This window comes from Pseudomonas sp. 39004, from assembly GCF_028682155.1.
In the GTDB taxonomy this organism is placed as follows: domain Bacteria; phylum Pseudomonadota; class Gammaproteobacteria; order Pseudomonadales; family Pseudomonadaceae; genus Aquipseudomonas; species Aquipseudomonas capeferrum.
Genome location: NZ_JANIAG010000146.1, coordinates 1 through 14282, shown reverse-complemented (window position 1 = coordinate 14282; position 14282 = coordinate 1). Strand labels below are relative to the sequence as shown.

Below are 14282 nucleotides of genomic sequence, written 5' to 3'. Positions count from 1 at the left end.
CTAAAGATCAACTGCGCCGCCACCGCGAACATCATCACCGCCACCATCAAGTCGAGCATCCGCCAGGTCGCTGGCCGTGCCAGCCACGGTGCCAGCCAGGCCGCGCCGATCGCCAGGGTCGAGAACCACAGCAACGACGCACTGGCCGCCCCCGCCACATAGGCCCCAGGCACCGTCTGCTGGGCACCGAGCGAACCGATCAACAGCACCGTGTCGAGGTACACATGGGGATTGAGCAAGGTCACCGCCAGGGCACTGAGCAGCACCGCGCGGCGCGAACGCACGCCCTGGCCTTGCTGATGCTGCAGGCTCTGCTTGGAACAGGCGCTGCGCAAGGCTTTGGCGCCATACCACAACAAAAACAGCGCGCCGCCCCAGCGAGCGATGGCCAGCAGTGTCGGGTTGTGCGCCAGTACCGTGGCCAGGCCGAATACCCCGGCAGCCACCAGCAGGGCGTCGCAGACAATGCACAGGGCAGCCACTGGCAAGTGATGCTCGCGGCGCAGGCTCTGGGCGAGGACGAAGGCGTTTTGCGCGCCAATGGCCATGATCAGGCCGAAGGCCACCAGCATGCCGTTCAAATAACTTTGCCACATGGCGGGATACTCCACTGACGCCACGGGACACGGGCGTTGTTCAACGAAAGAAGATGCTGGCCATTGTGGATAAAGCCGCTGTATAAGAAAAACAAATAAAGCTGATCAGGCATTAGAGAAATCGATGTTCGACTACAAGCTGCTAGCCGCCCTTGCGGCGGTGATCGAGCAAGGCGGCTTCGAGCGCGCGGCGCAGGTGCTGGGGCTGTCGCAATCGGCCATTTCCCAGCGCATCAAGCTGCTTGAAGCACGGGTCGGCCAACCGGTGCTGGTGCGTGCCACGCCACCGAGCCCGACCGAGGTCGGGCGCCAGTTGCTCAACCATGTGCAGCAGGTGCGCCTGCTCGAACGCGACTTGCAACGTCAGGTGCCGGCGCTGGACGAGGAGGGCATGCCCGAGCGTTTGCGCATTGCCCTGAACGCCGACAGCCTGGCCACCTGGTGGGCAGGCGCGGTAGGCGCGTTTTGCGCTGAGCACAACCTGCTCACCGACCTGGTGGTGGAAGACCAGGAAGTCGGCCTTAAACGCATGCGGGCGGGCGAAGTGGCCGCCTGCCTGTGTGGCAGCGAACGGCCGGTGGCCGGCGCGCGCAGCCTGCCTTTGGGCGCGATGCGTTATCGCGCGCTGGCCAGCCCGGTGTTCATGGCGCGGCACTTCCCACAGGGTTTCGAGGGCAGGCGCCTGGCCCGCACGCCGGCGATCGTGTATGGCCCGGACGACTTTCTGCAACACCGCTACCTGGCATCGCTGGGTATCGAAGGCGGTTTCCTGCATCACCTGTGCCCGTCGTCCGAAGGTTTTCTGCGCATGACCGAAGCGGGGCTTGGCTGGGGGCTGGTGCCTGAGTTGCAGGCACGCGAACAACTGTCCAGCGGGCAATTGGTGGAAATATGCGCCGATACTCCCATCGATGTGCCGCTGTACTGGCATCATTGGCGCAATGGCGGGCAATTGCTCGCGCAACTGACCGATCACCTGCGGTACACGGCACGGCAATGGCTGGTGCCGTTGTAGCCACGGCTGGCGTCAGTTGCATCTGAAATCTGGCAAGGCGGAGTCTTACATGCGAATTCTGGTCACTGGCGCGAGCGGCTTCATCGGCGGGCGCTTTGCGCGCCTGGCCCTGGAGCAGGGCCTGGACGTGCGGGTCAGCGGCCGACGTGCCGAAGGTGTCGAGCACCTGGTCAAGCGCGGTGCGCAGTTCATCCCTGGCGACCTGGGTGATGCCGAACTGGCCCGGCGCCTGTGCCAGGGCGTCGAAGCGGTGGTGCATTGCGCGGGTGCGGTGGGTAACTGGGGGCGCTTCCAGGACTTTCACCAGGGCAACGTGGTGGTCACCGAAAACGTGGTCGAAGGTTGCCTGAAGGAGCATGTGCGGCGCCTGGTGCACCTGTCGTCGCCGTCGATCTACTTCAATGGCCGCTCGCGCCTGGACATCCGTGAAGACCAGGTGCCGCGGCGCTTTCATGATCACTACGCACTGACCAAGCACCTGGCCGAGCAGAAGGTGTTCGGTGCCCAGGAGTTTGGCCTGGAGGTGCTGGCGCTGCGCCCGCGCTTTGTCACCGGTGCCGGTGATGCCAGCATCTTCCCTCGGCTGATGCAGATGCAGCGCAAGGGCCGTGTGGCAATCATCGGCAATGGCCTGAACAAGGTCGATTTCACCAGCGTGCACAACCTCAACGAAGCATTGCTCAGCGCCTTGTTCGCCGACGACCGCGCGCTGGGCCAGGCCTACAACATCAGCAATGGGCAGCCGTTGCCACTGTGGGATGTGGTCAATTACGTGATGCGCCAGATGCAACTGCCGCAGGTTACCCGTTACCGCTCCTATGGCCTGGCCTACAGCCTGGCCGCGTTGAACGAGGCGGCCTGCATGCTGTGGCCGGGGCGCCCGCAGCCGACCTTGTCGCGCCTGGGCATGCAGGTGATGAGCCGTGATTTCACCCTGGACATCAGCCGCGCCCGGCAATACCTGGACTACCAGCCCAAGGTCAGCCTGTGGACGGCACTGGACGAGTTCTGCGCCTGGTGGAAGCACCAGCCCGAAGGCCTGAAGTTCGGCTGAGGCTGATGATGGTCATCAACGTGCCGCGCTTGCGGTTTATACTCGTGCCTCTTTGCGACTACTGCGGTTGAATGTATCCATGCGTAACCATGCTCACGACGATTACGATGATGTGCCTACCCTGAGGGCCGGCACCCCCGACGATGACGAACTGATGCCAGCGCACGTGGTGCGCAATCGCCAGAAAGCCGAGCGTGGGGCCAGCACCGCGCCTTTGTGGGCGCTGTTGGGGGCGTCGTTCATCGCCTTGGTGGGGTTGGGCTGGTGGAGCTTTCAGCAGATATCGCTGATGGAGCAGCAACTGGTCGCGACCCAGGAAAGCTTTGCCCGCATCAGCGAAGAGGCGGCCGGGCGGCTGCAGGCCATCAGCGGCAAGGTGGCGGCCAGCGAATCGACGGTCACGACCGGCAGCGAGGCCTTGAAACTGCAGATCCGTCAGTTGCAGCAAGGGGTGGCCGGGCAGACCGGTGACCTGGGCAAGCGCCTGGAGCAGGTGCTGGCCGATACCCGTGAACAGCAAAAAGCCGTGACTGAGCTGCAGACCCAGTTGCAGGCGCAGTTGAAGCTGGTGAATGGCGAACTGGCTGCGCTGAAGTCCAGCCAGGTCGATGGCGGCAAACTGGATGCCCAGTTCAAGACGTTGACCACGGATGTGGCTGCCTTGAAAGCAGCGCAGGTGGATGGCGGCAAGCTGGATACTCAGCTCAAGAGCCTGGGCAGCGATGTGGCGGCGCTGAAGAAGCAGGGCAACCCGAGTGCGGCGATCCAGAACCTGGAGCAGGACATGCTGGTGTTGAAGAGCCAGATCGACAATCGCCCGGCTGCTGCGGCGTCGCCGAGCGGTGCTTCGGTGCAGGAGTTCGATGCGTTCCGCGGGCAGATGACCCGCAGCCTGAACACGTTGCAAAGCCAGGTCCAGAACCTGCAACAGCAGATCAACGCGCGGCCTTGAGCCTTACCGCCGGGGCAACGCGCCCCGGCGGCCGATCCGCTTACAGGCGCGGGTAATCGATATAGCCCACCGGCCCCTTGCCGTAGAACGTTTCCGGGTGTGCCGGGTTCAAGGGGGCATCTGCCGCCAGGCGCGCCGGCAGGTCCGGGTTGGCGATGAACGGCACGCCGAACGCCACGGCGTCGGCCTTGCCGCTGGCCAACGCGGCATTGGCACTGGCCTTGTCAAAACGCTCATTGACGATGTACGGGCCGCCGAACGCTTGCTTGATCAGTGGGCCGATGCTGTCGTCGGCGTCTTTCTCCCGCGAGCAGATGAAGGCGATGCCGCGCTTGCCCAGTTCACCGGCGACGTAGGTGAAGGTCTCGGCCCGGTCGGCGTCGCCCATGTCGTGTGAGTCGGCACGCGGCGCCAGGTGCACGCCCACGCGGTTTGCCCCCCACACTTCAATGGCGGCGTCGGTCACCTCAAGCAGCAACCGTGCGCGGTTTTCCAGCGAACCACCGTAGCGGTCGGTGCGCTGGTTGGTGCTGCTTTGCAGGAACTGGTCGAGCAGGTAGCCATTGGCGCCATGCACCTCGACCCCATCGAAACCGGCGGCCTTGGCATTTTCGGCGCCGCTGCGGTATGCCTCGACAATGTCGACAATCTCTTCGGTTTCCAGTGCGCGGGGGGTGGGGTAGTCGGTGAGCGGACGCACCAGGCTGACATGGCCCTTGGGCTTGATTGCGCTGGGTGCCACGGGCAGCTCGCCGTTCAGGTAGCTGGGGTGGGAAATGCGGCCGACATGCCACAGTTGCAGGAAGATGCGCCCGCCGGCACCGTGCACAGCCTTGGTGACGTTGTTCCAGCCGCGCACCTGTTCATCGTTCCAGATGCCTGGGGTATCGGGGTAGCCGACACCCATTGCTGTGACCGAAGTCGCCTCGCTGAGGATCAGCCCGGCGCTGGCGCGCTGCACGTAGTATTCGGCCATCAGTGCGTTGGGCACCCGGCCTTCATCGGCGCGGCAGCGGGTCAGCGGGGCCATGATGATGCGGTTGGGCAGTTGCAGGTCACCCAGCGTGATCGGGTCGAAGAGCGTAGTCATGCGGTTTCCTTTTCAGAGCGTTCGGCTCAACTGTGCGAGGAAGGCCTGAAGGGTCTCCTCATTGCGTTTGAAGAAGTGCCATTGGCCGATCTTCTGGCTGTTGATCAGGCCGGCGCGCTGCAAGATGGCCAGGTGTGCAGAGACGGTCGACTGCGACAGGCCGCAGCGTTGGTCGATCTGCCCGGCACAGACGCCGTGTTCGGTGCTGTGGTGCTGGTCAGGAAACTGCGTTGCCGGGTCCTTCAGCCAGTCGAGGATTTGTCGCCGTAACGGGTGGGCCAGGGCTTTTATTATTTCGTCCAGATCGAGGGGCATGGGGTAGGGCTCGTGGTGAAGCGGTAGATCGCGGTAGGGCAAAATGTAAATCGGTATTTCGCGATATACAAATATGAAGAGGTTCTGAGCTGAGCACCAATCGCTATATCGTGTGATGACGATATAGGCGTGGGCGGTGCTAGACTTGCGCCATGAACTACCTCGCACACCTGCACCTGGGCGGCCCTGCGCCGCAGCAATTGCTCGGCAGCCTGTATGGCGATTTCGTCAAGGGCTCGCTGGAAGGGCGCTTTCCACCAACGCTGGAAGCGGCGATCCGCCTGCACCGGCACATCGACAGCTATACCGACCGCCATCCCGTGGTATTGGCTGCGTTGGCACGCTTCCCCGCACAGCGGCGGCGCTTTGCCGGCATTGTCCTCGATGTGTTTTTCGACCACTGCCTGGCGCAGCATTGGGCGGACTATGCCGAGCAGCCGTTGGCGCAGTTCACCGGCAATTTTTATCGGGTGCTGCTGGCTGAACCCGAGTTGCCAGGGCGCCTGGCGCGCATTGCGCCGTTCATGGCGGCGGATGACTGGCTCGGGGCGTATGGCGATTTTGCGACGCTGGAGCAGGTGTTCAACGGCATTGCACGGCGGCTGTCGCGGCCGGAGGGGATGAGCGGGGTGATGCCGGAGCTAGAGCGCTTGTATGAGCCGTTGCTGGCGGACTTTCGTGAGTTCTATCCACAGTTGCAGGCGTTTGCGGCGGTGGGGCGGGTGTCGGGCACTTAGTCAAGTACTGCCTGCCCCGGCCGCTTCGCGGATACAGGCAGCCCAAGACAATCAGGCAGCCCGCGCCTGCCGCCGTGGCACCCCCTCTGCCTCTTCAACCCCGAACAACGCCCCATTAATGGCTTGCTGCGCCTGCAAGGCCAGTACCGCTCGCTCTTTCTGCGCGCTGGCAATCGGTTGCAGCAGGTGAATGCACACCTCGCCACGCGGCTGGGCAAACAGCCGCAGCAGGTGTGACACCAGGTCATCATCGCCAATGAAAGGCGCAATCGGGTCGATCACGCCATCGCGCAAGTACTGGATCGCCACGGGTTGAACTGCCACGCCCTGGTCGATGGCGCCTGCGAGCAACCGGCCGTGGAACGTTCGCAGGCCATGGCCGTTGGTGGTAGTACCCTCCGGGAAGATCAACAGTGGCCGGGCTTCGCCCAGTTGCGTGCTGATCTGCTCGCGCAGACGCTGGCTGTCGCCACCGCCGCGGCGGATGAACAGCGTGCCGGCTTTCTCTGCAAGCCAGCCGGCCACCGGCCAGTGACGGACTTCGGCCTTGGACAGGAATGACAGCGGCTGCAGCATGCCGAGCAGTGGGATGTCGGCCCAGGAAACGTGGTTGCTGACCCACAACATCGGCCGCTGCGGCAGTTGGCCGATTACCCGCACCTCGAACGGCAAGGCGGCTACCAGGCGCTTCATGAACAGGCAGCTCCAACGTTGCCGGCGCTCGATGGAGGCCTCCAGGCCAAGGCGTTCGCCAAGCGCGATCACGCTGGCCATCAGCATGCCCAGCAGCAGGACCAGAAACAGCCGTGTCAGGCGGGCCAGTACCCGCAGCTTGGGCATCAGACCGCCGCCTTGAAGTGGCGGGCGTAGCGCGGGCAGAGGTCGTCGCGCTTGAGCAGGATGAACACGTCGGCAACCTGGAAGTCTTCGTCCCAGCATGGCTCGCCGCAAATCTTCGCGCCCAGGCGCATATAGGCCTTGAGCAGCGGTGGCATTTCGGCGATGACGTTGCTGGGCAGGGCCAGGCTTGGCAGGGGTTTTTTCGGCTCGGCCCGCAGGTGCTCGGTGCATAGGTAACGCTCGCGCAGGCGCTGCATGACCGCATGGGCCTGCACGCCACCGTCCTGCATGGGGATGCTGGCGCAGCCCATCAGGTAGCTGTAGCGCCCTTCGTTGAGCACTTCGGCGAGCTCGCCCCAGAGCACGGCGATGGTGCCGCCGTTACGGTAGTCGGCGGCCACGCAGGTGCGCCCCAGCTCCAGGATCGGCCCTTGCAACTGCACCAGGCCGTGCAGGCTGAACTCTTCTTCGCTGTAGAAACGGCCCAGGCTGCTGGCCGCCTGGTGGTCGAGCAACCGGGTGGTGGCTACCAGCTCGCCGGTGCTCAGGTCGCGCACACCGATATGGCGGCAGTGCGGGTCGTAGTCGTCCATGTCCAGGCCGTGTTCGGCACCTTTGAGCTTGGCCTTGAATTCTGCACTGAACACTTTGTAGCGCAGGGCCTGGGCTTCCTGCAGGGCCGTGGCGCCGACCAGGCGTTCGGCTTGCAGACGGCGTGCAGTGCTGGTGTCGCCAGCGTGAGCGATCCGAGTCATTACGAGTCTCCATAAGCCAGCCATGAAGGGTTGCGGCCGGTCGGCTTTGTTGTGCAAAGTCAGCCTAGGTAGACGGGGTGTCACCCCTGTGAATCTTTGGTGATGCTTGCGTGACACCCTCCCACACGCCCCAGCAAGGAGCATCCTGCGATGGCTTGGCTACAACGACTCAACGACCCGCTGCGCCTCCCCATGGCCGGCACCCTGGGTGAAACCTACGCCGCGCTGCTTGAGCGCCTTGGCCAGGTAGCCCCGTTCGAACTGGCGGTGCTTGGCGGGCGCGCCATGCCCACGCCGGGCCTGGCGTTTCTGGTCGGCTACCAGGCCGCCTTGCGGGTGCTCTGGCCCAGTGCGCCAGCCAGCCTCGGCGCACTGTGCGCGACCGAACGGCGCAGCGTGCGGCCGGCAGACATGCGCACCCGCCTCGACGGTTTGCGCCTTGGCGGCAGCAAGGATTTCGTCACCGCCGGCCTTGAGGCGGAGTGGCTGCTGGTGGCCGCGCGCAGCGAAGCGCCAGGCGAGGCGCCGCGGCTGAACCTGGCGGTGGTGTACCCGGGTGAGCCGGGCGTGACGCTGGAAGCGTTGCCGACCTTGCCGCTGATGCCCGAAGTCGGCCATGGCCGCCTGCACCTGGAGCAGGCGGCTTGCGAGTTGCTGGCAGGCGATGGCTGGGATGCCTACGTCAAACCGTTCCGCTCGCTGGAGGACCTGTACGTGCTCGCCGCGTTGACGGCCTGGCTGTATGGCGTCGGCCAGGAATGTGCGTGGCCACAAGCGTTGCGCCTGCGTTTGCTGAGCGTGCTGGCCGGCTGTGCCGAGGGGAGCCGCCAGTGTGCCGACAGTGTCGGTTGCCATTTGCTGCTGGCGGGGTTGTTTGGCCAGTTCCAGGCGCTGCGCGCCGACATCGATGAGGCGTTGCTGGCGGGGCCCGCGCAGTGGGCGCAGCTCTGGCAGCGTGATCAGGGGGTGTTGGCGTTGGCGGCGGCAGCGCGGGAGAAACGTTTGGCCAAGGCCTGGGCGGCTGCGGGATTGTCATGAAGGGCAGGCAGACTCGGTGAACCATTGAATGCTGGGGCCGCAAAGCGGCCCCATGGCGCCGAGGCCCAAGTGCTCGATACCCTGAAAGCCCTACTGGCAACCCTCAGCCTGGCAGTGGCCCCAGCCTGGGCCGAAGACTGGCCGGCCCCCGACTGGCAAACCGACCCCACCCCCATCGACTGGCAAGCCGTCGACGCCTATGCCTTCCCCCCTGACGGCAGCCTGCGCACCGACGCCCTGCTGATCATCCGCGACGGCCGCATCCTGCATGAACGCTACGCCGCGCCCACCACCGCCAGCACCGCGCACCTTACCTGGTCGGTGAGCAAGAGCGTGCTGGCCACGCTACTGGGCGTGGCCCAAGGCGAAGGGCGTTTCCAGCTGCAGGACCCGGTAGCCCGCTTCTACCCCCCGATGCAGGCACACCCAGAGGTGCGCCTGGGAGACCTGCTGCACTGGGCCAGCGGCCTGGCCTGGCAGGAAGACTACGAATACGCACCGTTGCACTCCTCGGTGGTGGCCATGCTCTACACCCGTGGTCGTGAGGACATGGCGGCCTATACCGCAGCGCGGCCTGCGGCGCAGCTACCGGGGCAGCGCTTTCTCTACTCCAGCGGCGACAGCAACCTGTTGGCAGCGGCCCTGCGCGGCCTGCTCGATGCCGGGCAGTATGCCGACTACCCGTGGCAGGCGCTGTTCACGCCGCTGGGCATCAACAGCGCGGTGTGGGAGCGCGATGGCGCGGGGAGCTATGTCGGGTCTTCGTACCTGTACCTCACTGCCCGTGACCTGGCGCGCATCGGCCTGCTGATGCAGCGCGACGGGCGCTGGCGCGAACGCCAACTGGTGCCTGCGACATGGGTGGCGTTCAACCGCACGCCGTTTGCCCAGGCCGAGGCTGTACCCGGCGAGGCCAACCCAGGCGGCCACTGGTGGCTCAACAGCGCGTCGTCAGGCGGGGCTCGCCCCTGGCCGCATGTGCCGGCTGACACCTACGCCGCGCTCGGCCATTGGGGCCAGGCGCTGTACGTGTTGCCGACGCAGAAGCTGGTGATCGTTCGCTATGCCGATGACCGAGGCGACAGTTACCAGCATGAGCAACTGCTCGAACGGGTACTGGCGGCGCTGGCCGGGGAGGGCGCATGAGGCGGGTGCTGCTGGTGCTGTTGGCACTGCTTGGCGTGTCGTTGGGATGGAGCGGTTGGCAGGCACGTCAGGCGTTGGCGGACTTCCCGGGCATTCTTTCGGCCTACTCGGCCAAGGAGTACTGCTCATGCCGCTTCGTCATGGAGTTTGACCCGGCGTATTGCCGGGGGTACGTGAAACAATGGCTGCCCCTTGGCCAGCTGGCGGAAAACAGCGCGCAGCGCCTGGTCACGGCCGAGGGCCTGGGCCGGCGTAACCAGGCCGCATGGCAGGGCGCACGCGTGGGCTGCCGCTTGCTGCCATGATGGCGGGCGGGTAAGGTTGCGGTCTTGTTTCACGAGATCTGTCATGTTCAAGTTGCCCCGCCTGCTGCCCGCCTTGTTGCTGGCTCTATGCCTGCCCGCCCACGCCAACTGGCACCTCGATGGCGAGTCATCGCGCCTGTCGTTCATCACCGGCAAGAACGGTGATACCGCCGAAGTCCATCGTTTCCTGGTGCTGCATGGCACGGTAGACCGCAAGGGCGCGGCCGGCCTGCGCATCGAGATGGACTCGGTGAGCAGCGGCATCCCCTTGCGTGACGAACGCATGCGCGACGGCCTGTTCGATGTCGAGCGTTTTGCCGAGGCGACGGTGAAGGCGCAACTGGACCTGCGCCCGATCAACGACCTGGCCAGCGGTGCGCAAATCGAACTGCGCCTGCCGCTGACCGTTACCGTGCATGGCCAATCCCACCGCTACAACGCCTTGCTGCTGGCCACGCGGCTGGACGAGCGACGCTTCCAGGTGGTGACCCTGGAGCCCCTGGTACTGCGCGCCGAGGATTTCGGCCTGATGCCGGGGCTGGAGAGCCTGCGCAAGTTTGCCGGGCTCAAGTCCATCAACCCATCGGTACCGGTCAATGCGGTGCTGATCTTCACCGCCCGCTGACATGCCGGGGCCGGTCTTCCCCTGGCGGGATGGCAACCAGTTCGAACTGCTGATCGACGGCCCCGAATTCTTCCCTCGCATGCTTGAGGCGATCACGCGCGCCGAGTTCCAGGTCGACCTCGAACTGTATCTGGTCGAGGCTGGCGCCTGCGCCGAAGCGGTCGTCGCAGCGCTGGAGCAGGCCGCAAGGCGCGGTGTGCGGGTGCGCTGCCTGTTCGATGACTATGGCTCGCTGGCCTTCAACAGTGCCCTGCGCCAGCGGCTGCTGGAAGCAGGCGTGTACCTGCGCTGGTACAACCGCCTGCGCTGGAAGCGTGGCTTGCGCAACCTGTATCGCGATCACCGCAAGCTGCTGTTGGTGGACGAGCGCTGGGCAGTGGTGGGGGGCACGGGCGTCACCGACGAGTTCTGGACGCCGGCCAGCGCTACCAGCGAATGGCACGAGGTAATGGTGCAGATGCAGGGGCCGGTGGTCAGCGACTGGCAGTTGTTGTTCGACCGCCAATGGCACGCCAACAACCGGCGCACCGCCTGGCGCCCAGCCGAAGGTTTCGGCCTGCCGCGCCTGCCCAAGGTGCCTGCGCAGGGGCAAGGCATGGGCCGGGTAGCCTATGCCGACGCCCGTCAGCATCAGGACATCCTGCATTCGCTGGTGCGCGCGCTCAACAGCGGCAAGCAGCGGGTGTGGCTGGCGACGCCTTATTTCTTGCCGACCTGGAGTGTGCGCCGCTCGTTGCGACGCGCGGCCAGCAAGGGCCTGGACGTGCGCCTGCTGCTGACCGGGCCGCGCACCGATCACCCCTCGGTGCGCTATGCCGGGCATCGTTACTACCCGCGCCTGCTGCGCGCCGGGGTGAAGATTTTCGAGTACCAGCCGTGTTTCCTGCACTTGAAGATGGCCGTGGTGGACGACTGGGTGAGCGTTGGTTCGTGCAACTTCGACCACTGGAACCTGCGTTTCAACCTTGAGGCCAATATCGAGGCCCTGGACCCGCCGCTGACCGCTGCCGTGGTGGCCAGTTTCGAGCGTGACTTCGCTTTGAGCGAAGAAGTCGACCTCGACCACTGGAACGCCAGGCCGCTGTGGCGACGGGTGAAGCAGCGGGTATGGGGTTGGCTCGACCGTCTGGTGGTCAACCTGCTCGACCGGCGTGACTGAGAGCGACTATCGTGCAGTGACTGTTCACAAGCAATGGAAGGAGTGGATGCGATGACGGCGAAGAAAATTCTCATGCTGGTTGGCGACTACGTCGAGGATTACGAAGCGATGGTGCCGTTCCAGGCCCTGAGCATGGTTGGCCATACGGTGCACGCTGTCTGCCCCGAGAAGCTTGCGGGCCAGACCGTGCGCACCGCGATCCATGATTTCGAGGGTGAGCAGACTTACAGCGAAAAGCCGGGGCACAACTTTGCCCTGAACTATGACTTTGTGCGGGTGCGTGCCGAAAGCTATGACGCCTTGCTGATCCCCGGTGGCCGTGCCCCGGAATACTTGCGCCTGGATGAGCGGGTGCTGGAGCTGGTCAAGGCGTTCGACCAGGCGGGCAAACCGATTGCGGCGGTGTGCCATGGCGCGCAGTTGCTGGCAGCGGCGGGTGTGCTGGAAGGGCGCGAATGCAGTGCCTACCCTGCCTGTGCGCTGGAGGTGCGTTTGGCGGGCGGGACGTTCATCGATATCGCGGTGGACCAGGCGCATGTGGAAGGCAACCTGGTGACCGCGCCGGCATGGCCTGCCCACCCGGCCTGGCTGGCGGCTTTCCTCAAGGTGCTAGGTACACGTATCACCTGATCTGCAAGGCCGCTTGTACAAAAAGCGCATGCAGATTCAGCCGACCTGCTCGACCCAGTCATTGAGGTTGTAGTAGTTGGTCACCCGGGCAATCTTGCCGCAGTGGATATAGAAGAACGCACCCGCCGACAGCACATAGGTCTGCCCGTTGGCCGCGGGCAGGCCTTCGTCATCGGCGATGTACTCGCCATGCACGGTGAACTCCGCGGCCGCGCGGCTGCCGTCGGCATTCTGCATGACCACGATATCGGCCAGGCGCTCGCGGTAGCAGCGGTTCATCTTGTCCATGAACGCGGCAAACCTGGCCTTGCCCATCTGCCGCTCGCCCTGGTTGATGTCGTGGATCACATCTTCGTTCAGCAGTGCGAGAAAGCCGGGCATGTCACCGGCATTGAAGGCGGCGTAGTAGGCATTTACCAGTTCGGTAGCGGTCATGGAACAATTCCTGTCGTGTTGGGAAAAGGCGGTGCGTTGGTTCGGATGATAGGGTTTCCCCTCAAGCCCGGCTTAGCCGAGCGCGTCATCCACATCGACAAAACGACCGCCAAGCATGGAAATCCGCCTGTTGCACGGCGCCGCTATCGCGCCTTACATCGATGACCTCGCTCGCCTGCGCCTGACCGTGTTCCGCGAGTTTCCCTACCTTTACGACGGTACGCCGGAGTACGAGGCCGACTATTTATCTACGTACGCCCGCTCCGGGCGCAGCCTGGTAGTACTGGCGCTGGACGCCGGCCGGGTGGTGGGTGCCGCCACCAGCCTGCCGCTGGTGGACGTTGCCGCCGAGTTCCAGCAGCCGTTCCTGGCCCAGGGGCGTGACCCGGCCAGCGTGTACTACTTCGGTGAGTCGGTGGTGCTGCCGGAGTACCGTGGCCAAGGGCTGGGGGTGCGTTTTTTCATCGAGCGCGAGTCCTACGCCCACAAACTCGCCGAGTTCGATTATTGCGCCTTCTGTGCCGTGGAACGGCCCGGCGTACACCCGCTGCGCCCCGCGCACTACAAGCCCTTGCAGGGGTTCTGGCGCAATCGTGGGTTCCTGCACGACCCCTCGTTGCGCACCCACTATGCCTGGCGCGACCTGGATGAACAGGAATCGTCTGAAAAGATCATGTCGTTCTGGCTCAAGGAACTGCCGATATGATCCGCCTCGCGGCCTGCCAGTACGCCATCGAGCTGCACAAGACCTGGGATGCCTACGTCGATCATCTGCAGGGCCTGTGCGCCGAAGCGTCCGAGGCCGGCGCTCAGCTGCTGCTGTTGCCGGAATACGCGGGCCTGGTACTCAGTGGGCTGTTACCTGCGCAGCAGCGTGGCGACTTGCAGGCTTCTATCGCCGGTATCCAGCCCTTGATCGAACCCTGGAAAGCGCTGTGCGAGCGCATTGCGCGGCGCTGGGGCATTTATCTTCAGCCCGGCAGCCTGCCGGTACAGGACAGCGATGGCCGCTATCGCAACCGTGCCTGGCTGTTTGGCCCCGAGGGTGAACTGGGGCATCAGGACAAGTTGATGATGACCCGCTTCGAGCGGGAGCAGTGGGGTATTGCGCCGGGCGAGGGCCTGAAAGTGTTCGACACTGAACTGGGGCGCCTGGGCATTCTGATCTGTTACGACAACGAATTCCCGATGCTGGCACGGCGCCTGGCAGAAGGGGGCGCCGACCTGATTCTGGCACCGAGCTGCACCGATACCGAAGCCGGTTACCACCGGGTGCGCATTGGTGCCCAGGCGCGGGCCCTGGAAAACCAGATTGCAGTGTTGCAGAGCCCCACGGTGGGGTTGGCCCCGTGGTCGCAGGCGCTGGATGAGAACATTGGGCGGGCCGGGTTGTTTGTGCCGCCGGACCATGGCATGCCGAAGGACGGTGTAGTGGCCCTGAGTACCGAGCTTGACCCGGCCGGCAGCCGGTGGCTGATCTGTAATGTGGACCTTGCGGCGGTGCGGCGGGTAAGGGAGCAGGGGCAGGTGTTTACCCGGCGCGACTGGCCAGAGCAGTTCGAGCGCAGCCTGTAAATGAAAACGCCAGAT

Annotated in this window: 18 protein-coding genes; 12 read left to right on the top strand and 6 right to left on the bottom strand. The window is 64.7% G+C overall.

The genetic code is table 11. From position 1 onward, the window contains the following. Nucleotides 1–596: LysE/ArgO family amino acid transporter (locus NP534_RS20980; protein WP_274099967.1), on the bottom strand; the 596-nt coding region annotated here is incomplete at its 3' end. Nucleotides 597–720: 124 nt separating this feature from the next. Here NP534_RS20980 and NP534_RS20975 point away from each other — a divergent pair. The 3 genes from NP534_RS20975 (at nucleotide 721) to NP534_RS20965 (ending at nucleotide 3617) form a co-directional block, all read left to right on the top strand. Next, on the top strand, nucleotides 721–1611 hold the full coding sequence (locus NP534_RS20975) for a LysR family transcriptional regulator ArgP (RefSeq protein WP_274099966.1): 891 nt from the start codon (nucleotides 721–723) through the stop codon (nucleotides 1609–1611). Nucleotides 1612–1660: 49 nt separating this feature from the next. Further along, nucleotides 1661–2665 (top strand): NAD-dependent epimerase/dehydratase family protein, encoded by a 1005-nt coding sequence (locus NP534_RS20970; RefSeq protein ID WP_033702793.1) that lies wholly within the window; start codon nucleotides 1661–1663, stop codon nucleotides 2663–2665. 79 nt (nucleotides 2666–2744) lie between these two features. Next, complete coding sequence (locus NP534_RS20965; RefSeq protein ID WP_274099965.1) at nucleotides 2745–3617, top strand: ATPase; 873 nt, start codon at nucleotides 2745–2747, stop codon at nucleotides 3615–3617. A 40-nt stretch (nucleotides 3618–3657) separates the two neighbouring features. On the opposite strand, the gene NP534_RS20960 is transcribed toward NP534_RS20965, so the two are convergent. Both NP534_RS20960 and NP534_RS20955 read right to left on the bottom strand, forming a co-directional pair. Next, the gene (locus NP534_RS20960) at nucleotides 3658–4707 is read right to left on the bottom strand and encodes an alkene reductase (RefSeq protein WP_274099964.1); all 1050 of its coding nucleotides are present in this window, start codon (nucleotides 4705–4707) and stop codon (nucleotides 3658–3660) included. Between the two features lie 12 nt (nucleotides 4708–4719). After that, the gene (locus tag NP534_RS20955; protein WP_274099963.1) at nucleotides 4720–5022 is read right to left on the bottom strand and encodes an ArsR/SmtB family transcription factor; all 303 of its coding nucleotides are present in this window, start codon (nucleotides 5020–5022) and stop codon (nucleotides 4720–4722) included. Nucleotides 5023–5174: 152 nt separating this feature from the next. Here NP534_RS20955 and NP534_RS20950 point away from each other — a divergent pair, with 152 nt between their 5' ends. Continuing rightward, entirely contained in the window at nucleotides 5175–5759 is a 585-nt protein-coding gene (locus tag NP534_RS20950) for an acyl carrier protein phosphodiesterase (RefSeq protein WP_274099962.1), read from the top strand. A gap of 51 nt (nucleotides 5760–5810) precedes the next feature. Here NP534_RS20950 and NP534_RS20945 read toward each other — a convergent pair whose 3' ends face one another. After that, nucleotides 5811–6599: a lysophospholipid acyltransferase family protein gene (locus NP534_RS20945; RefSeq protein WP_274099961.1), complete on the bottom strand. Its 789-nt coding sequence runs from the start codon at nucleotides 6597–6599 to the stop codon at nucleotides 5811–5813. Then, nucleotides 6599–7354 (bottom strand): L-ornithine N(alpha)-acyltransferase, encoded by a 756-nt coding sequence (gene olsB, locus NP534_RS20940; protein WP_274099960.1) that lies wholly within the window; start codon nucleotides 7352–7354, stop codon nucleotides 6599–6601. The genes NP534_RS20945 and olsB overlap by 1 nt, the downstream gene beginning before the upstream one ends. A gap of 150 nt (nucleotides 7355–7504) precedes the next feature. Between olsB and NP534_RS20935 the strand changes: the two genes are divergently transcribed. The 6 genes from NP534_RS20935 to NP534_RS20910 all read left to right on the top strand — a co-directional run bounded on the left by NP534_RS20935 (nucleotide 7505) and on the right by NP534_RS20910 (nucleotide 12257). Then, nucleotides 7505–8392, top strand: a complete 888-nt coding sequence (locus NP534_RS20935) for an acyl-CoA dehydrogenase (RefSeq protein ID WP_274099959.1) — start codon at nucleotides 7505–7507, stop codon at nucleotides 8390–8392. Nucleotides 8393–8473: 81 nt separating this feature from the next. Then, nucleotides 8474–9538, top strand: a complete 1065-nt coding sequence (locus tag NP534_RS20930; protein ID WP_274099968.1) for a serine hydrolase domain-containing protein — start codon at nucleotides 8474–8476, stop codon at nucleotides 9536–9538. After that, nucleotides 9535–9843 (top strand): amidase, encoded by a 309-nt coding sequence (locus NP534_RS20925; RefSeq protein WP_274099958.1) that lies wholly within the window; start codon nucleotides 9535–9537, stop codon nucleotides 9841–9843. Before NP534_RS20930 ends, NP534_RS20925 begins: the two co-directional genes overlap by 4 nt. A 43-nt stretch (nucleotides 9844–9886) precedes the next feature. Next, the gene (locus NP534_RS20920; protein WP_274099957.1) at nucleotides 9887–10468 is read left to right on the top strand and encodes a YceI family protein; all 582 of its coding nucleotides are present in this window, start codon (nucleotides 9887–9889) and stop codon (nucleotides 10466–10468) included. Between the two features lies 1 nt (nucleotide 10469). Then, entirely contained in the window at nucleotides 10470–11627 is a 1158-nt protein-coding gene (locus tag NP534_RS20915) for a phospholipase D-like domain-containing protein (protein WP_274099956.1), read from the top strand. 51 nt (nucleotides 11628–11678) lie between these two features. Then, nucleotides 11679–12257: a DJ-1/PfpI family protein gene (locus NP534_RS20910; RefSeq protein WP_274099955.1), complete on the top strand. Its 579-nt coding sequence runs from the start codon at nucleotides 11679–11681 to the stop codon at nucleotides 12255–12257. A 36-nt stretch (nucleotides 12258–12293) separates the two neighbouring features. Here NP534_RS20910 and NP534_RS20905 read toward each other — a convergent pair whose 3' ends face one another. After that, complete coding sequence (locus NP534_RS20905; protein WP_033702781.1) at nucleotides 12294–12692, bottom strand: nuclear transport factor 2 family protein; 399 nt, start codon at nucleotides 12690–12692, stop codon at nucleotides 12294–12296. Between the two features lie 115 nt (nucleotides 12693–12807). Here NP534_RS20905 and NP534_RS20900 point away from each other — a divergent pair, with 115 nt between their 5' ends. Together NP534_RS20900 and NP534_RS20895 are read left to right on the top strand one after the other, a co-directional pair. Beyond that, nucleotides 12808–13398 carry a GNAT family N-acetyltransferase gene (locus NP534_RS20900; RefSeq protein WP_033702780.1) on the top strand — a complete coding sequence of 197 codons (591 nt, stop codon included), beginning with the start codon at nucleotides 12808–12810 and terminating at the stop codon, nucleotides 13396–13398. Continuing rightward, nucleotides 13395–14267 (top strand): carbon-nitrogen hydrolase family protein, encoded by an 873-nt coding sequence (locus NP534_RS20895; RefSeq protein WP_274099954.1) that lies wholly within the window; start codon nucleotides 13395–13397, stop codon nucleotides 14265–14267. Before NP534_RS20900 ends, NP534_RS20895 begins: the two co-directional genes overlap by 4 nt. Nucleotides 14268–14282: the final 15 nt, after the last annotated feature.